Raw genomic sequence first — 18,632 nt, forward strand, 5'->3', positions numbered from 1 at the left:
AGCCGGCCCGCGCCCGGGCAACAGAGCGCCTTTCGCCCCGCCGCTCACATTGGCCCGTGTCCGCAAGTGTAAAGCGGTTGGCCGTTTGTGTCCTGATGATTGCCGCCCAACCGGGATACCTTGTTCCCCGGATTTGAGCTGCCCATTCATCAAGCGCGAGGTTCCACCCAAATGACCACCCAAAGTTCCAATACGGCGGTGCCGTCCGGGAACGGTTCAACGACCAACCCGATTTGCAGGACCATCAGTCGGCAGGCAATGTCCGATGCCTCGCTCCAGGGCCCAAACCCGGATTACATGAACAGGCGCAAGGCCTATTTCGACTTCCTTCTGGACCGCTACTTTCGCTGCACCACGACCGGCTGGGAACGGCTACCGGAGGGCCCCTGCCTGGTGATCGGCATTCACGCCGGAACCTGGTTGACCATGGATGCCTGGACCCTGGTACTGGACTGGTACCGACGCTTCGGTTCCGAGCGCACCCTGCACGGCACCGCCCACGATGTGCTGATGGCCTTCCCCGGGCTGGGCCGGTTGTTCCGAAACGTGGGCGTCATTCCAGCCTCACGCAAGTCGGTTGGCGATGCCCTGGCCGCCGGCCACAGCGTCGCGGTCTGGCCCGGCGGCGAGGTTGACGCCATGCGCAGCTACAACCGGCGTCACGAGGTCGAGTTCAATGGCCGCCGGGGCTTCGTAAAGCAGGCCATTCGATCTGGGGTGCCCATCGTCCCAGTGGCAACGGTCGGTGGAGCCGAAACCGTCCTCGTGCTGTCGGAGGGCCGCCAGCTAGCCAAGGCCCTGGGCTTCAAGAAGTTTCTTCGGGCGGAAATGGCCCCAATAGTCGCGGGCCTACCCTTTGGCATCTGGCCGGAGCTGCTGCCCAGCCACCTTCCCTTACCCGCAAAGATCACCAATGAGTTCCTGGACCCCATCCATGTTGACACCGACCCGGCCCGTGTCGAGGACGATGACTATGTAAACCGAATCTACGACCAGGTTGTACAGAGCATCGGCGATGGCGTTCAGCGACTGGCCCAACAACGTCGCTGGCCCTTGATCGGCTGACCCTGACGTCATAGGAGCGCTCATGAACACTTCAAACGCAAGGCCCCGGCGTCTGTCGGTGCTCGATGCCATCTTCCTGCAGATTGAAACCCGGGACACGCCGATGCACGTGGCCAGCCTGCAGATTTTCCAACTCCCGGAGACGGCGCCCACCGATTTTATCAAGTCGGTAGTGGCAACCCTGAGATCCCCGGGCAAGATCGCACACCCCTGGAGCCTTCAACTGGCGAACGTGCCATTGGGATCCCTGGCGCCGGCAATGGCGGAGGCCACGCACATCGACATGGATTACCATGTCCGTCATACCTGCCTGCCATCGCCCGGTGGTGAACGGGAGCTCGGCGAGTTGGTCTCCCACCTGCACAGCGTCATTCTGGATCGCTCCCGGCCTTTGTGGACCTGCCACGTCATCGAGGGACTGGAGAACAACCGGTTTGCCATCTACACCAAGATCCACCACTCATTGACCGATGGCGTGCGCGGCGCGCACATGATGTGCCGATGCCTGGGCAATGAACCAGGCCCTGACAACTGGGTTGCGCCTTGGGCGGACGCCCCCCAGCGGCGACGCCCTAAAACGCCGCCGAACGGGGACGCTGTGGCCGATGGGAGTCAGGAGCTGTCCATCCGGGGGCAGTTGCGTTCCCTTGGTTCGGCAATCGCGCCGTTGCTCAAGCGCAAAGCGGGTAACGAGCCGGTTCGCATTCCCTTCGAAGCACCGGCGTGCATCCTGAACGGTCCCGTCACCACGGCTCGACGGGTGGCAACCCAGCGCCTGGACCTGGGGCGGATCAAGGCCGTGGCCCGGAGCACCAACACCTCGGTCAACGACGTTTTCCTGGCGATATGCGGCACGACCTTGCGGCGGTATCTGTTAGAGGGCGGGAAGCTGCCGGAGTCAACCCTGATTGCCGGCGTGCCGGTTAGCCTGCGGGCCAATACACTCAACCCGGATTCCGGCAACGCCCTGGGGTTCTTCTGGTCGGTACTCGGAACGGATAAGGCGGACCCCCTGGATCGGCTGGACGCGGTCCATCACTCCATGGCCGCCAGCAAGGATCACTTGCAAGGCATTCCCGGGCCGGCCCGAATGAATTTCACCATGATGACCATGCTCCCCCCGATGGCCGTACTGCTCAGCGGACGAGGAGCCCGAGTCAAGCCGCCCATGAACGTGGTGATCTCAAACGTACCCGGTCCGGACCGGCCTCTGTACCTGGGAGAGGCGCGCATGGAGGCGATGTATCCGATCTCGATTCCGATCCAGGGCCAGAGCCTCAACATCACCTGCATCGGCTATGACGGCCAGCTTTCCGTCGGGTTTACCGGCAGCCGGGAAACGCTGCCCCATTTGCAACGGCTGGCGGTGTACGCCGCAGAGGCGTTGACCGAACTGGAGGACGCTGCGCAGTTGACGAACACAACCCGCCCACACGACCAACAAGTACAAGGAGAAACTCATGGATAGCGCCGTTTTGAAGTTCCCGGAGGCCGAATCAATGCTTCACGAATGCCATGCACGGCAACGGGAAGCCTGCTTGCGTGACCCGATTCCGGACGTCGACCGGCGTCGCGAGGACCTGCGACAGCTCAAAGCCATGATCAACGATCACCGGGAAGCAATCATTACCGCCATCAATGAGGACTTCGGTAGCCGCTCCCGGTACGAGACCCTGTTTGCCGATATCATCTCCGTGACCGACGGTATCAACGACGCCATTGGCAACGTGAAGAAATGGGCGCGCACACAGAAACGGCACACCGACTGGACCGTGTATGCCGGCGCGAAAAACCGTGTCATTCCTCAACCCCTCGGCTGCGTGGGCATCATCGTTCCATGGAACTTTCCGGCTTTCCTGAGCTTCGGTCCGCTGACCGCCGCCTTTGCCGCGGGCAACCGGGCCATGGTGAAGATGTCGGAAAATTCCCGGGCCCTCAGCCGCCTGCTGATGCGCATCAGCGGTGACTATTTCCCGCCGGAGAAGCTGGCGTTTTTCGAGGAAACCGGGGAGGTCGGCATCCAGTTCTCGAAGATCCCCTTCGACCTGCTGTTCTTCACCGGCTCCGGGGCCACCGGAAGAAAAGTGATGGCCTCGGCCGCCGAAAACCTGACGCCGGTTGTGCTGGAGCTTGGCGGTAAATCCCCGGCCGTCATCGACCCGGGCTACCCGATGGCCAAGGCGGTCGACCGAATTCTGTTTGCCAAGCAATTCAACGCGGGGCAAATCTGCGTCAACGTCGATTATCTGTTCGTGCATCAGGACCAGCTCGAGGAATTCATTGCCGAGGCCCGGCGTTGGACGCAGGCGCACTTGCCGGATATTCACAGTGAAGACTACACCGCCATCATCGATGACCGCTCCTTCCAACGGCTGCAGGCCACGCTGCAGGATGCCCGCGCCAAGGGGGGTAAGGTTATTAACCTCTGCGACCAACAGCAGCCGGATTCGACCACGCGCAAGTTGCCCCTGCATTTGGTGCTGGACACCACCGAGGACATGATGATCCGTGCGCGGGAAACCTTTGGCCCCATCTTGATGGTAATGACCTACAACTCCCCAGCCGAGGTGATCGAATACGTGCAGTCACGGGATCGGCCACTGGCATTCTATCCGTTCTCGAACGACCGGGCCCTGGTGGAGCACTACCTCGAACACATCATGTCAGGCGGCGTGTCGGTCAACGATGCACTGTATCACGCCGCGCAACACGATCTCCCCTTCGGCGGCGTTGGTGCCAGCGGCATGGGGCAATACCACGGCGAGGAAGGCTTCCGCACCTTCTCCAAAATGCGTCCAGTGTTTCACCAAGCAGCCTTCAGCTTCATGACACTCCTCCAGCCGCCCTACGGCCGGTTTGCCGAGCGGGTATACGCCCTCATGACCTGGTTCAAAAGCTAATCACCCCGGTTGACACAATCATTTATGGACCCAAGGAAAATATCATGAACCACTTTGATTCCTGGAGCCCGGTCGAAGGGCTCCTGCACTGGGAGGCTAAACAGCCTGACGCCATTTACCTCACTCAGCCCCGGGATGGTGAGGTGACCGAATACAGTTGGCAGGAGGTGGCCTCCCAGGTGCGCCGTATGGCGGGCTATCTCGCCAGCCTGGGCCTGCCTGTCGGCAGCCGGATTGCGTTGCTGTCGCGCAACTGTGCCCATTACATCATGGCGGATCTGGCGATTTGGATGGCGGGGCACGTGAGTGTGCCCATCTATCCTTCCCTCAACCCTGATACGCTGGCCTACATCCTGGAGCACAGCGAGTCCCGGCTGCTGTTTCTGGGTCCCCTGGACGACTGGCCCGGCATGCGCTCCGGTGTGCCCCGGGACCTGGAGACCCTACTTTTTCCGGGCGCCCCCACCCGAGATCTGCCAGCGGAACATCACCACTGGGAAGAAGCTGCCCGGCAGAGTGCGCCACTCACTACCCCGGCCACCTGCCGACCGGAGGCGCTGGCACGACTGGTGTACACCTCGGGGAGCACCGGGTTGCCCAAAGGCGTGATGGTGCCCTTCTGTGCCATTTCGGCTTCCAGCACCCTGCTCACAAACCTCGGCGACGTCGGCCCCAGGGACCGCATGATTTCCTACCTGCCCCTGGCACACGTGTTCGAGGCTGCCGCGGTGGAAGCGTCTTCGCTACGTCATGGCTTTAAGGTTTTTTTCAGCGAGGGGGTTTCTACGTTCGCCGACGACCTGAAGCGGGCACAACCCACGATTTTCCTGTCGGTACCGCGTTTGTGGGTTAAATTTCAGCAGGCCGTCTTGGCCGGAGTTCCCCAAGCGAAACTTGATCAGTTGCTGAGCAGCGAGCAAACGGCAGAGATCACTCGTAAACAGGTCCTGACCCAATTGGGCCTGCAAGACACCCGCATTGCCCTCACCGGATCGGCACCGCTCTCACCCGCGGTGATGGAGTGGTACCGGAACCTGGGCCTGGAGCTGCTGGAAGGGTATGCGATGTCCGAGGATTTCTCCTATTCGCACCTGTCTCTGCCGGGTCATTCCCGTGTCGGGTACGTAGGCCACCCCGCACCCGGTGTGGAACGGCGCATCGCCGAGACCGGTGAAGTACAGATCAAGAGTCCCGGCGCCATGCTGGGCTACTACAAGGACGGCGCGAAGACGGAAGCAGCGTTCACGGCAGATGGCTGGTTCCGCACCGGAGACCTCGGCGAAATTGACGACGCTGGACGCTTGCGGATCACCGGTCGCCTGAAGGAAATCTTCAAGACCAGCAAGGGCAAGTACGTGGCCCCTGTACCCATTGAAAGCAGGCTGGGACACCCGCAGATCGAGGCTGTCTGCGTCAGTGGCGCCAACCAGCCACAGCCCTTCGCCCTGATGATGCCGAGCCCCGCGGCCGGCAAGGCATTGACCACGGAGGAAGGTCGGTCTTCGCTGGCAGCGGAGGTCGAGAGCCAGCTTGCGAGGGTGAATGCGACCCTTGATCCCCATGAGCGCCTGGCCTTCGCCGTTATCGTGAAGATCCCCTGGACCATCGAGAACGCCATGTTGACACCAACCATGAAAATCCGCCGCAACATGATTGAAGAACGCTATGCCCATTACATCGATGACTGGTTTACCGCCGGCGAGACTTTAATCTGGGAGTAAGGGTCAGTGCCCCGCCCAAAGCGGGGCCAGCTCTGCTTGCTCCCGAAGGTGAAACTGGACTGCCCTCAATCAGGGAAATCGTTGTGGCTCATTATCTGCACATCAAGACTGCCAACTGAAAGTTTGGCTCTGCAGTTCCCCGGTATTAAAGTTAGGTTTAATGCTGACGATAAGGGCTCAAGACCATGAGGATCGGAGAGCTGGCAAAACGCTCGGGCCTCGCCCCCTCACGCATCCGTTTCTACGAGAAAATTGGCCTCTTGAAGACGGTGAAAAGAACCCCCAATGGCTACCGAAGCTATCCTCCCGAGGCGCTGGTGGTGCTTGATCTGATCACCACCGCACAAGGCGCCGGTTTCAGTCTGGACGAACTGCGCACGTTGCTGCCTTCCGATCTCAACCAATGGGAGCACACCTCACTGGTGGAAACCCTCCAACGTAAAGTACAGGACATTGAAGCCCTGCAGGAACAGCTTGCCGATAGCAAGACGAAGCTGCTTGAGCTCCTTACAGAAATCGAGTCGAAACCGGACGATATGGACTGTGCCACCAATGCCAAACGGGTTTTGTCCCAGTTCGGCCTGGGCGAACCAGACTCTTCTGGCCCAGATGACCAAAGCAATGAAGGGACTGCCAAGGGCAGCCTGGCCTAGATTTCTGCGACCACTAAAGCAGAAGACCGGCACGGAGTTGACCTTAAAGCCAACTTCAATCTTAAGATCCCCCACACTAATGAGGCTTATCTGGGAGCAAGAGTGCATGCAAACGATATTGGGAGCGAGCGGACAGATAGGGGGCGAGCTGGCCCTAACCCTGAATCGGGACTTCACCAGCGACATTCGCCTGGTGAGCCGCAACCCAGAGAAGATCAACGATTCTGACGAACTGGTCAGCGCTGACCTGATGGACGCCTCCCAAACCCTGCAAGCCGTTGAAGGCTCAGAGATTGTCTATATGACCGCCGGCTTACCCATCGACAGTCAGATGTGGGTGGAGCGCTGGCCGGTTATGATGCAAAACGTCATCGATGCCTGCGCAGCCCAGGGTGCCAAGCTGGTGTATTTCGACAATACCTATATGTACCCCCAGACCAACCAGCCGCAACTCGAGAACGCGCCATTTACACCCAACGGCCCCAAGGGCCAGGCCCGCGCCGAGATCACCCAGATGCTGCTGGAGGCCATGGAGCAAGGCCGTGTTGAAGCGGTTATTTGCCGGGCCCCGGAATTTTACGGGCCGGGAAAAACCCAAAGCATCACCAACGCCACAGTGATCGACAATCTGCTTGCCGGCAAGCCGGCCAAGGTGTTCCTGCGTGACGACACCCTGAGATCGCTGATCTTCACCCCGGATGCGAGCCGTGCCATGGCCCAACTCGGTAACACGCCGGACGCCTATGGCCAGACCTGGCACCTACCCTGCGATGACAATCGCCTCACTTACAAAGAATTCGTCAAACTGGCGGCAGAGGTATTCGGCGTTGCGGGCGATTACAAGGTGCTCAAGCGTTGGCAACTCTGGCTGGTTTCACGTGCTAACAAGATTATCCGGGAGACGGAAGAGCTCTGGCCGCGCTACACGGCGGACAACCTCTTTATCTCAGACAAGTTCAAGTCCCGGTTTCCGGACTTCAAGGTAACCACCTACCGGGAAGGTCTGGCCGCCATTCGGGATGAACAGGCAGATCGCTAACTTTTCTGGGCAATCCTAACTTCCAGGTCTAGCCATCACACAAAATTGGCGGGTCCCCGGCCGATCTTTTCGGCAGCTAATCTGAAGGCAACCTCGACGCCAGCGGCTTCGGCGCATATGCGTTGATGGTCGGAATTGGCTTAAAGGTTATAGTCGACTCACACTGACAGGTCCGGTCTTGAGCCTTATCGCCGTGGCGCCGATTCCTGGAAACACGGGACACTACGCATAACAGGCCACCCAGCACATCAAGGGTTATTCGATGGTGCTGAACTGCGCGGCTCAGCCGGGCGGGTGTATTCATTCATGACCTGGTTTAAAAGCTGAAACAACCATTACGAATCAGTTTTAATTTCAGAGCAATAGCAGGAAATCATGATAAACAGGCTTAGGTTCCTGGCCTTCGGGAACCCTAGTCTGCTCCCCTTCTACCGTTGTCCCGAAAGCGTCCCGGCGTACACCGGAACCAACGTTTGAAGGCACGATTGAAATTCGCCACTTCATCGTAGCCCAGCTTCACCGATACGACTTCGAGCTTGTAGGTCGTCTTGGTGAGCAAATAGGCGGCCTGATTCTTCTTTAAGCCTTCGATCAACGCCCTGAAAGTCTGTCCTTCCATGTTGAGCTTTCTGATCAGCGTACTCTTCGATAAGAACAACGCGTTGGCGGCCTCTTCCAGCGAGAGCCCGTAGTTCCCGGTCTTCTCGACCAGCTTTTTGATCTTCGTGGAAAGAGGTTGTTGCTGGAGAATCTGGGAAAGCTGAAGGTCCAACTGGCCAATGGCCACATTGGCAAACACCGGATCGGATGCAACGCAAGGCATCGCAACCAGTTCCAGCGGAATCCTGATTCGAGCATGCGGACTGCCGAAAACGTGAGAGCCTGGAAGGTGTTTGTGGTAAAGCACTTCCCAGGCCGGTTTCCGGTAGGGGAACTCCAGTACACAGCGCTGCACCTTTTTGCCGATCGCGAAGCTTAGAATATTGTAAAGCAGCGCCATGATTGTTTCGTAGGTGACCAGCTCAACATCGCCCCATTCCACATCCGGTCGCACTACGATAAACGCATCCCTTTCGCCTTTTTGATACTCGATATCAAGGATTTGCGCCCTGGTTCGGTAGTAGTTGCACAGGAAGTCGAGACATTGATCCAGATTCTTGGCGTTAGACAACGCAAACCCGAGAGTTCCGTGACTGGACACCTTGATGTCGGCTCCAACCTCAAGCCCCATGTATGGTGGACAACCACTTTTCAGAAGCCGTCTGATCAGGTGCTGCAATTCCGTGAATGTAGTAGACGATTCGCCGGAGCCGATATCGTAGGGAGTCAAGTCTCCGTTCAAGTCGACGCCCTGTTCGCCCCCGTAACGCAAGAAGTGATTAAAGTAGCAACTTGAGAGTAATGGATAGTTCATAACCTGTTTATTATTGTCTTACTTGCAATGGTTTTAGGTCATAAAACCCGCCGTACAGGCTCCGCCATCAAATCACACCAGACAGCGGAATTGATACATCACTACGTTTTGGGCCCATGCCTCCTCACACAGCTAACCTCGGGGCTCAAGGCTTCTGGTACAATTGTACACCCCAAGGGGCGAAATTTCCTTTGCTGGACGACACTTTTGCGCCCGATTTTCCGACCGAGATCCGGGCGATCTTCGGTAATGCAGGAAGAAACGGAAGAAGGCTGGAAGAGGCATGACAATCGCCCTCACTCAGTGATAGGGCAAAGTATTGTTCATGTGCAGAAGGAACTTACCTGCCCAAAACACTTGGGTGCAGGTAAAACGCAAAAAACCCGCACGCTTTTGCGCACGGGAAGCCGGAGGACTCAACAACCAAGCTCAGGAAGCGTTATTCGCGATCCGAAGCGGTACACTCTGAAGCGCCGGGATTGCTGGAACACCGTATGTTTGCCATCAGCGTCAGCATGCGAGGGTCATAGACAGTAGGGGCACCATTGCTACCATCCCGCATTTCAATCCGGTTTTGCCGGAACATCTCCTGGTAACCCTCTTTGTCTTCGGCAGAGATCTCGATCCACTTGTCGTTAGGGATAGCACTTTCCTGCTGCGCAACCAGATCCATCGTTTGCGGGAACATTGACCAGGCGATTTGTCGGGCTTGCTGCGCGATGTCATCCTCAATCAATTCATCGCGAACAATGATCTGCACGGTCAACTGGGCCAACGTATAGTTCACAATACCGCCGTCTGGATCCAGGCCCTTGTAGAGCTCAAGGGCCTCATAGGCAAACGCGGGAGCATAGGCCGTATCCACAGATCCATTATTGAACTTGCCAGCGAAATTAGTAATATCTGAGGGGACCACTGTGGCCTTCACATAATTAACCATATGAATGGCATCTTTCTGGTAGTCCAACGTCGCCATGCGTTTGCCGGCTAACTCGGCAGCTGAGTCAATGGACCGATCGCTGGTGAACAGGTACCCGGCACCGATCGGAAGGATCCCCAACACTTCATAGCCATCCGATTTCATCAGGGGTGCGGCTTTGTCCTGAGCCAATGTTGCCAGCAAGGTCTTGAGGTCGTCGTAAGTCGGCAAAGCCCCAACTGCACTCACCGATCCGGTAAACCGATTGTAGGGGCGAATCCTAAGATCTGTTGCGGCAACCGCATCGCATTGGCCGGCATTGAAGTCACCAATTGCCACGCTCTCATCGGTATAGGGTTTCAGGTTCAGGTCTATGCCAATGGACTTCACATCCAGCGCGTAGTCCTTCATCAGGTTAAACACATCGCCATTAGCGCCAATCACATCAAAGACACACACCGAAACCGTGTTTGCCGCAGCCACTGGTGCGCTGAGCGCCAAAGCAAAAGCCGTTAAAGCCTTACGCATTGTTTTCTCCTGTTTCTTTAATCGTCTAATTTGAAGTTATTAATGGTGATGGAGTCACAGCGTTGTACCCACCTGCCAATCCCCAGTCGTAAGGTTGAATGATCGTTTAGCAATCGCTGAACACGCATGCCGCCTCCAAGCCCGCCTCTGATCATCAACGTAACGGGTGCGCGTGGTGTAATAAATGGCCATTAAAACCGCCTGGTCATCCGCAAAGAAAACCCTGTTTCCTGGTTTTGTTTTTCGAAACAACTCACCAAGAACCAGTGTGCATATACCTTTGGAATACACCGGACTGTCGGAATTTTTGGCAACGAGCCTAAAGTTGATCTTATGCCGAGCACAGACAGCCTGGAGCTTACCGCTGTTAAACTCTCCCCTGGGCTGCCAACCACCGCGGACATCGATGATTGACTCAGTACAACCGCCATTGGCCGTGTTATTTGATAACTGTTCAACTAACCCCATATCATCGCCATTCATCAAAACCTCTATCCATAAAGGGCGAGGCCAACCACAATCAGGCTTGGTCAATAAAACTAGGTTCATTTCTATGGCTCACGCTTTAGTGAATATCAGGATGAGTAGTTACCCACCTAGCCGTTAAGAAATCGGCAACCAGGCCTCTTGCTGCATCCGGTTCGATCTTGGCCAAGTCCGGGAGCGGCAGGTAGGTCATGCGGTGTCATCTCGAAGTCATTTATTGCCAAATAACAAGCCGGCCGGAACAATGGCATTAAGTAACAGAGCGCCGCCCCCCGGCATCCGTACTCACGCTGATACTTGATGGGGAACAAGGGGAGGCTCTGATTAACTCCCGATCACCTCTGGCGCAGAGGCATTCACAATCCAGAAGGGACTTTGCGGTAACGCCCGGGCCCTACAGATAGGCCTAACACGTGCGGAGGCTCTGCACGCCCAGCCAGGCGCTGAATTCGAGGTGTTGCGGTCCTTTTCATGGGGCCACGCCCTTGCGACCCAGACATTTAGCGGCGATCTAAGACGGCAAGGCAAATACCTGACCATGCTCAGCCCACTCCGAATCCGGCACGATCACGATCTTGCCCAGGTAACCGCTGCCCCGATTGACGAAGTAGCGTTCCGCCTCATGCAGATCCGACAGCTTGAAGGCCGCGTGTAGCACCGGCTTGAGCTGACCGCTGCGGATCCACGCCACCAGTTGCTCCGCTTCTTCGCGGGTGCCGTGGGAGACGCCGAAGATTTGCACCTGGTACAGATAAATCCGGGTCCACATAATCTCCGAGACGTTGCCGGCACTGGCGCCCGCGATACTGAGTCTGGGGTAGTCGCTGCGTGAGTTCATGTCGAAGATCATGGCATCGATGAACCGGTCGGTCATCTCGCCACCGGCGAGATCCATCACTGCATCCAGCGGGGCTCCACCGGTGACGGCCTTGACCCTTTCCTCGAACTGGCTCATGTCGGAACGGTCCAGTACAGCTTCGGCGCCCAGGGCTTTCAAGGCATCGGCCTTGCCTGGTTGACTCAAGGCATACGGGATAGCGCCCACGATTCGGCAAAGCTGGATCAATGCCGTGCCAACGCCGCCGCTGGCACCGGTTACCAGCACTCGCTCCCCCGCCTTGATGCGCGCAGAGGTCATCATGTGATAGGCGGTTTGGTACGAACACATCCCCATGGCCGCCAGTTCGGCGTCGGCCAGATCCGGCTTGGGCACGTGGTGAAACTGATCGGAAGGCACGGCGACGTATTCGGCGAATCCGCCATCGGCACCGTGGCCGTAGTAGTCAGGGGTCAGGTTGATGTCCCGACGCTGGTCCGCATAGATATTGAAGTCAAGCAGGCCCCGCTCGCCGATTCGGGACTCATCGACGCCCTCGCCGACGGCAACCACATTCCCCACAATGTCGGCACCCTGGATGCGCGGAAACGTCAGCGTGGGCTTGCCGCCCATGGCGAAGGACGTCACCTCCCCTTTGTCCTTGGTCGGGTACAGGCCCTCACGGGCCTTTCGGTCGGTATTGTTCTTGGCCGTTGCCGTCACCTTGACCAGGACTTCACCTCGCCCGGGCTTGGGGGTAGGCACATCATCCCGGTACACCAGCTTGTCCACGTCACCGTGACCGGTCAACACCATCGCTTTCATTGTGTCCGGAACTGCGTGCTTGCTCATCTTTGGGAACCTCCAGTCGCAGTGATGGAGAGTTATCACACCGCGCTATTCCTTGACCGTAGCAAACCTCAGTGAATCTCGCCCGTTCCACGGGCATCCCTTACCGGGTTCGAGTGAGCAACCCTCGAACTACCTGCGCCATTCAATGTCGGAATCGGGCTGACGCTGACACCTGCGTCCTACCCATAGGACTCTAAGTTTGAAATTTAGTATCTACTAAACTTCCTTGGCATGCCCTATCTTCAAAGTGCGGGCCTAAACACAACCTGACAACACCCCTTATCTACCAACCCGCCCAATCCAATTAACGCTGTACCAGGAGACCTTTTATGAGCGTATTTTTAACCCAGACGGAAGAAGGCCAGTACCGCCAACGCATCACCATCGACCGGCACACGCTGTTTGCCGATGCCCGCGTTGACCACATCGATTCGGATTCCGCGCCCAACCCCCATGACCTCTACGATGCGTCCCTCGCCGCCTGCAAGGCCATCACATTAATGATGTATGCCGAACGGGCGAACATCCCGCTTGAAGGGATCGACGTTGGCATTGTCAGGGACAGTAGCGAAGAGGCGTCGGGTACTTATCGGCTGCAGGTGGAGCTGGAATTGAAAGGGGCCCTGGAGGAATCCCAGAGAAGCCGACTGGAAAAAGTGGCCGAGAAATGCCCGCTGCACAAACTGATGACCTCGGTAACGACGGTGATCACCTCATCGTGCAAGCTTGCAGAGTAGCCTCGCTCGCCAAACAAACCACCGATAGAGCAAGCAAGTGACGACCACTCAAGCCCCTCTCTTGATCGTTGGTCTCTTAACGGAGGGCGGATTCGATCTGATATCCGACAAGGTGCGCCCTGGCCTCCTACGCCAAAGCCGTTGCGTCAGGAAAAGAAAAGTCCACCTCATCCATGGATTCCCCCAGGAAATCCAACAAAGCGCGAACGGCTGGCAGCAAACCTCGGCGGGACGGAAATACCGCATGGAGAATGCCTCCGCGAGGCTGCCAGCCCGGCAAGACATCAATCAAGCGACCTTCCAACAGGTCTCGGCCGCCCACAATCAAGGGCATGCGCACTACGCCCAGCCCTTCCAGCGCCGCCTGCCTGAGGGTAAAGACGTCATCAGTCACGAGTCTTGGGGAGTGATGCACCTGCGCCACAGCGCCCTCTGGCCCGTCCAGACACCATACGTGCTTACTCTCCGGCTGCTCGAAGTCCAAAGTGGGTAAGCTTGCCAATGCATCCGGACTCTCGGGCCTTGCCCGGTGATCAAAAAAGTCCCTGGACGCCATCAGGCGCTGGGGACTTTTGGATAACACCTTCATCGCAAGTCCGCTGTCTTCCAAGGGAGGGAAACGAACCCGTAACGCCAGGTCGAAGCCTTCCTTTATAACATCCACCCGGCGACTGGTGGCATCGATTTCAACCTTAACCTCAGGGTATTTGGCCATGAAACGCACCAGCAGTTGACCCACGTGGAAGTAGATCAGCCCGGGCGGACAACTCAGTCGTACCACCCCCCTCGGCTCAGCCCGCGACCGGTCGATCACCTCCTGCGCCGCTTCGGCCTCCACCAGCATGGCAACGCAATGGCGGTAATACTCCAGGCCCAACTCCGTGACGGTAAAGCGCCGGGTAGACCGGTTGATCAGCCGCGTATCCAAGCGGTCTTCCAGCACGGCAACGCGACGGCTCAATTTGGATTTCGGCACCCCCAATGCCCGTCCCGCAGGTGCGAATCCACCGTGGTCGACTACCTGTACAAAGTAATAGAGATCGTTGAGATCCTGCATTATTCGTCGTCCTATTTATGGAACAGAGAGTATAAGTTTTGCCATCTACACATGCCAGGCGGGACTACCTATCCTTGGAACATCCACTAACTGCTGTGCTGATTCATTCAGCCTGGAGGCAGGTCTTGAAGAGAATTCTGGCTACCTATAGCCCGCCCCGCGGCCACTGGGTTGGCGATGGCTTTCCGGTCCGCTCGCTTTTTTCCTATGACCGGATGGGGGCGAATAGTATCAGCCCCTTCCTGCTGCTCGATTACGCCGGGCCTACCGAGTTTCCTCCAGCCCGCCACCGCCGCGGTGTTGGGCAACACCCCCACAAGGGTTTTGAGACAGTAACGCTCGTTTATCAGGGTGAACTCGAACACCGGGATTCCACCGGCAGCGGCGGCCTGATTGGCGAGGGGGATGTGCAATGGATGACCGCCGGTTCCGGCATTGTCCATGAGGAATTCCATTCGCCCGCCTTCACACATAACGGTGGACCGTTGGAAATGGTTCAACTCTGGGTCAACTTGCCCGCCAAAGACAAGGAAACCCCCGCCGCCTATCAGACCCTTCTGGGCAAGGACATCCCCAGCGTTTCACTGGACAGTCCGAATTCCAGATTGCGGGTGATTGCAGGGGAATACCTGGGGCATCGGGGCCCTGCCCGGACCTTTACGCCAATCAATGTCTGGGACCTGAAACTGGAACCAGGCAGCGAGGTAACACTCCCTGCGCCGGAGGGGCATACCACCCTGCTCGCCGTGCTCGGCGGTACCGTTCAGGTCAATGCCTCCGAGATACTTCGTGAAGCTGAACTGGCCAGCTTCGCCCGGCAAGGCAAGGACGTACACGTGAAAGCCAATAACGAAGCACGGCTTCTGATTCTGACAGGGGAACCCATTGATGAACCTGTCGTCGGCCATGGCCCCTTCGTAATGAATTCGCCGGAGGAAATCCGGCAAGCAATCGTCGACTTCCAGAATGGAAAGTTCGGCATCCTGAGGGGCTGACAGGACGGCGACTACCGCCTTCCTGAACGCCCGATCCCGGCCACCGTGCCGGAAGCCAACAACGAAATACAAAGGGAGATACGTCATGTCATTCAAATACAACCGACTGGATAAAGACGATGTCGCACTGCTGATGGTGGACCACCAGTCCGGCCTGCTGTCCCTGGTCCGCGATTTCAGCCCGGATGACTTCAAGAACAACGTGTTGGCCCTGGCCGACATCGCCAAGTTCTTTGATATTCCTACAATTCTGACCACCAGCTTCGAGGACGGCCCCAATGGCCCGATGGTGCCGGAACTGAAAGAGGCATTCCCGGACGCCCCCTACTTCGCCCGCCCCGGTCAGATCAACTGTTGGGACAACGAAGATTTCGTCAAGGCGGTCAAAGCCACTGGCAAGAAACAGCTGCTAATCGCCGGTGTGGTGACCGACGTCTGTGTTGCCTTCCCGACCCTGTCCGCGCTCGAAGAGGGTTTCGAAGTCTTTGTAGTGACCGATGCCTCCGGTACCTTCAACCAGACCACCCGCGACGCGGCCTGGAGCCGTATGGAGCAGGCCGGCGCCCAGCTGATGAACTGGTTCAGCGTGGGCTGCGAGTTGCACCGCGACTGGCGCAATGACATCGAAGGGTTTGGCGGCATCCTGGCCAAGCATCTGCCCCACTACGCCAACCTGATGCAGAGCTACAGCTCTCAGAAAGGCTAAGCACGGCGTAAGCGCTCCATACCCACAAGGACCGTGGGTATGGTCTTCTGCCGACCTTGACCCTGGCTTGAAAACCGTTATTTCACCATCGTTGGCGCTAAGCCGATCGGCGATGTTGGAACATTGAGAAAGAACGGCAAGAAATGACGTTATTTTCGAAGCAACCGGCTAATGAACCCGCCATCCACGCTAAAGCACCCAACTCCACCAGGAGCCCGGTCCAGCCCTCTGTCAGCATTCTGTTAATCACGCTCTTGTTGTCGTGGTCGTGGGGGGCATCGGCAGAGTCTGTGAATGGCGCCTGGTTCTTGGCCGTCGATAACGACACCTTTGCGCAGTCCGATGACCACTATACCAATGGCCTTCAGCTAGGCTGGGTGTCGGGTTACCTGAAGAGCTTTGAGGAGGGCCCGGTTCCCGGTTTCGTTGGCTCCGCACTGGGCCATTTACCGAGAATCAATCGCAAAGACCGTCAACGGTTTATCAGCCACAGCCTGTCACACCGCATCTTTACCCCCAGCGATACGGAAACGAGCGAACCCATCGAAAACGATATGCCATACAGCGGCCTGCTCTTCGCATCGCTAACGGCCGGCGCCCAGGACGCCATATCCATGGACGCGTTCACCCTCTACTACGGTATCGCCGGCCCCAGCGCCCGCGGTGAGGCCGTGCAAAACGAGTTTCACCGCCTCATCAAGGTGGACCGCGTTCATGGTTGGGACAACCAGATTGGCGACGAAATCTTGCTGAACGTGGCCTACGAATACAGAAGGCGACTGTGGAGCTTTGGCAGCACCCGTGGCTGGGGTGGCGATGTCATAGGCCAGGCCGGAGGCATGCTCGGCAATCTGATGTCCATGGTGACCACCGGTGTTGGGGCTCGTTTTGGCTGGGGCGTACCGGATGACTATGGCATACCCCCGCAATTCTTCGGCGAAGAGTCCATTGGGTCTCGCCCTTACACCTCGTACGGCACCCACACCGGGGTCTGGCTATTCGCACTGGTCAATGGATCTCTCATTGGCAACGCGATTTTCTGGGACGGAAACACCTTCAAGGAGAGCATGTCCGTGGATTACGACCCCGGAATTGGCCGCCTGTACCTGGGAATCAATGCCCGCACGGGCAACTGGAGCGCCAGCTTTGCTGTAACCAAGACAACGGTACCCTGGGAGAATCCGGAGAACCGGAGTGTGCAGACCTATGGGCGCATTGGGATACGGTACTCATACTAGTGGCCTGCGCCAGGGCTCAATGTCGCCCTGAAACGTTGTACCAGTGCAATCCAGCTAACAACTCTGATTCAACCGAGCAAAACACAACGACATCGGCATCGCCATGCTTGCGATCCCGCCGCAACCTGCAAACTTTGACAGCCCGAGGAATACATGTTGGCAAACCGATCCCACTCTCTATTCAGGGTGAAAGGGGGGCATAACGAACACAAGGTCGCATTTTCCGAGCTTTTCTTTGACCTGGTGTTTGTTTACGCCATTACCCAGAGCGCCCACTTTCTGATCACCCACTTCACCCCTTACGGCGTCTTCCAGTCGCTGCTGATCTTACTCGCGGTCTGGTGGGCCTGGGTGTTCACGACCTGGGTGACCAACTGGCTGGATCCGGAAGCCGTGCCGGTTCGTCTGCTGCTGTTTACATTGATGTTACTGGGCATGGCGGTGGCGATCGCCATACCCAAGGCGTTTGAGCAGCACGGCCTGCTGTTCGCCTGCGCCTATATCGCCTTGCAACTTGGCCGTACCGTTTTCATGTGCCTTGCCAGTCGCAAGGCAAACCCAGGTTTGCATAACGATTTCCTGCGGATGGCCTTATGGTTCGGCTTCGCTGCCTTGTTCTGGATCGCCGGCGCCCTGCAGGAGGGCTGGTCCCGTACCCTCCTGTGGACACTGGCGCTGGGTATCGAATACCTCTCAGCATCTCTGTCCTTCCATGTACCCGGCATTGGGCGTTCCGACAGCCGGACATGGGAGATATCCGGCGCTCACATGGCGGAACGTTGTGGGCTATTAATCATCATCGCGCTGGGCGAATCGTTGCTGGTGACGGGCAATACCTTTTCGCATATCCCCTGGAATACCGCGACCGTCCTGGCCTTCATCAGCGCCTTCGTCGCCACCGTGGCCATGTGGTGGATTTACTTCAGCCTGACCGCGGAGCGGGCCAGCGAGCGCATTACCGGCAGTGAGCAGAGCGGCCACCTCGGCCGACTGGTCTATACCTATGTGCATTTCCTGATCATTGCCGGCATCGTTGTCGTGGCAGCAGCCGATGAATTCATTCTGGCTCACGCTACCGGCCGCGTCGGCATCACAACGCTGGTAGCCTCCATCGCAGGACCGGCCCTGTATCTGTTCGGAAACATCCTGTTCAAGAGGCTGATTTTTAACAGCCACCCCCGATCGCACTACATCGGCCTGGTGTTGCTGGCGCTCCTGATTCCGCTTGCATCGTTTATCTCGCCGGCGCTATTGGCCGTGCTGACCACCACCATTCTAGTGCTTGTGGGGACCTGGGAAACCATTGCGGTGCTGCGGACCGACACTCGCTGAACACGGAGACGGTCGGCCATCGAAACACACACCAGGGAATCCAATTATGAGTGTTGGTGATCAACGACTCGAACAGAGGTGCCATGACTCAATCGGCCGTGGCGCCATTCGTCTGATCAATGCCTCCCCCGGTGAGGGCATCAATACCCGCCCTCACCCTCACATCAACCGGA

General features: G+C 57.7%; 16 protein-coding genes. 11 read left to right on the plus strand and 5 right to left on the minus strand.

All coding sequences use genetic code 11. The features are described 5' to 3' along the window. Positions 1–297: 297 nt before the first annotated feature. The 6 genes from R3175_RS03435 to R3175_RS03460 all read left to right on the plus strand — a co-directional run bounded on the left by R3175_RS03435 (position 298) and on the right by R3175_RS03460 (position 7,378). On the plus strand, positions 298–1,065 hold the full coding sequence (locus tag R3175_RS03435) for a lysophospholipid acyltransferase family protein (protein ID WP_318942455.1): 768 nt from the start codon (positions 298–300) through the stop codon (positions 1,063–1,065). 22 nt (positions 1,066–1,087) lie between these two features. Next, positions 1,088–2,533 (plus strand): wax ester/triacylglycerol synthase family O-acyltransferase, encoded by a 1,446-nt coding sequence (locus R3175_RS03440; protein WP_318942456.1) that lies wholly within the window; start codon positions 1,088–1,090, stop codon positions 2,531–2,533. Next, on the plus strand, positions 2,526–3,965 hold the full coding sequence (locus R3175_RS03445; RefSeq protein WP_318942457.1) for a coniferyl aldehyde dehydrogenase: 1,440 nt from the start codon (positions 2,526–2,528) through the stop codon (positions 3,963–3,965). Before R3175_RS03440 ends, R3175_RS03445 begins: the two co-directional genes overlap by 8 nt. A 44-nt stretch (positions 3,966–4,009) precedes the next feature. Then, on the plus strand, positions 4,010–5,686 hold the full coding sequence (locus R3175_RS03450) for an AMP-binding protein (protein ID WP_318942458.1): 1,677 nt from the start codon (positions 4,010–4,012) through the stop codon (positions 5,684–5,686). A gap of 185 nt (positions 5,687–5,871) precedes the next feature. Further along, entirely contained in the window at positions 5,872–6,339 is a 468-nt protein-coding gene (locus tag R3175_RS03455; RefSeq protein ID WP_318942459.1) for a MerR family transcriptional regulator, read from the plus strand. Positions 6,340–6,445: 106 nt separating this feature from the next. Beyond that, positions 6,446–7,378 (plus strand): NAD-dependent epimerase/dehydratase family protein, encoded by a 933-nt coding sequence (locus R3175_RS03460; RefSeq protein ID WP_318942460.1) that lies wholly within the window; start codon positions 6,446–6,448, stop codon positions 7,376–7,378. A gap of 412 nt (positions 7,379–7,790) precedes the next feature. On the opposite strand, the gene R3175_RS03465 is transcribed toward R3175_RS03460, so the two are convergent. From R3175_RS03465 to R3175_RS03480, 4 genes are all read right to left on the minus strand, one after another. After that, on the minus strand, positions 7,791–8,792 hold the full coding sequence (locus R3175_RS03465) for an AraC family transcriptional regulator (RefSeq protein ID WP_318942461.1): 1,002 nt from the start codon (positions 8,790–8,792) through the stop codon (positions 7,791–7,793). Between the two features lie 439 nt (positions 8,793–9,231). Then, positions 9,232–10,239 (minus strand): putative solute-binding protein, encoded by a 1,008-nt coding sequence (locus R3175_RS03470; protein ID WP_318942462.1) that lies wholly within the window; start codon positions 10,237–10,239, stop codon positions 9,232–9,234. 54 nt (positions 10,240–10,293) lie between these two features. Continuing rightward, complete coding sequence (locus R3175_RS03475; RefSeq protein ID WP_318942463.1) at positions 10,294–10,722, minus strand: hypothetical protein; 429 nt, start codon at positions 10,720–10,722, stop codon at positions 10,294–10,296. Positions 10,723–11,236: 514 nt separating this feature from the next. After that, on the minus strand, positions 11,237–12,394 hold the full coding sequence (locus R3175_RS03480; protein ID WP_318942464.1) for an alcohol dehydrogenase catalytic domain-containing protein: 1,158 nt from the start codon (positions 12,392–12,394) through the stop codon (positions 11,237–11,239). Between the two features lie 329 nt (positions 12,395–12,723). Here R3175_RS03480 and R3175_RS03485 point away from each other — a divergent pair, with 329 nt between their 5' ends. Continuing rightward, the gene (locus R3175_RS03485) at positions 12,724–13,131 is read left to right on the plus strand and encodes an OsmC family protein (protein WP_318942465.1); all 408 of its coding nucleotides are present in this window, start codon (positions 12,724–12,726) and stop codon (positions 13,129–13,131) included. Between the two features lie 127 nt (positions 13,132–13,258). Here the strand turns inward: R3175_RS03485 and R3175_RS03490 are convergent, their stop codons facing one another. Further along, positions 13,259–14,188 (minus strand): LysR substrate-binding domain-containing protein, encoded by a 930-nt coding sequence (locus tag R3175_RS03490; protein ID WP_318942466.1) that lies wholly within the window; start codon positions 14,186–14,188, stop codon positions 13,259–13,261. A gap of 125 nt (positions 14,189–14,313) precedes the next feature. Here R3175_RS03490 and R3175_RS03495 point away from each other — a divergent pair, with 125 nt between their 5' ends. The 4 genes from R3175_RS03495 (at position 14,314) to R3175_RS03510 (ending at position 18,459) form a co-directional block, all read left to right on the plus strand. After that, positions 14,314–15,183, plus strand: a complete 870-nt coding sequence (locus R3175_RS03495; protein ID WP_318942467.1) for a pirin family protein — start codon at positions 14,314–14,316, stop codon at positions 15,181–15,183. Positions 15,184–15,268: 85 nt separating this feature from the next. Further along, positions 15,269–15,889, plus strand: a complete 621-nt coding sequence (gene ycaC / locus R3175_RS03500; RefSeq protein ID WP_318942468.1) for an isochorismate family cysteine hydrolase YcaC — start codon at positions 15,269–15,271, stop codon at positions 15,887–15,889. A 143-nt stretch (positions 15,890–16,032) separates the two neighbouring features. Beyond that, positions 16,033–17,127 (plus strand): lipid A deacylase LpxR family protein, encoded by a 1,095-nt coding sequence (locus R3175_RS03505; RefSeq protein ID WP_413231714.1) that lies wholly within the window; start codon positions 16,033–16,035, stop codon positions 17,125–17,127. 153 nt (positions 17,128–17,280) lie between these two features. Then, positions 17,281–18,459 (plus strand): low temperature requirement protein A, encoded by a 1,179-nt coding sequence (locus R3175_RS03510; protein ID WP_318942470.1) that lies wholly within the window; start codon positions 17,281–17,283, stop codon positions 18,457–18,459. The last annotated feature ends 173 nt before the right edge of the window (positions 18,460–18,632 follow it).

It is taken from the genome of Marinobacter sp., assembly GCF_033722735.1.
GTDB lineage: Bacteria > Pseudomonadota > Gammaproteobacteria > Pseudomonadales > Oleiphilaceae > Marinobacter.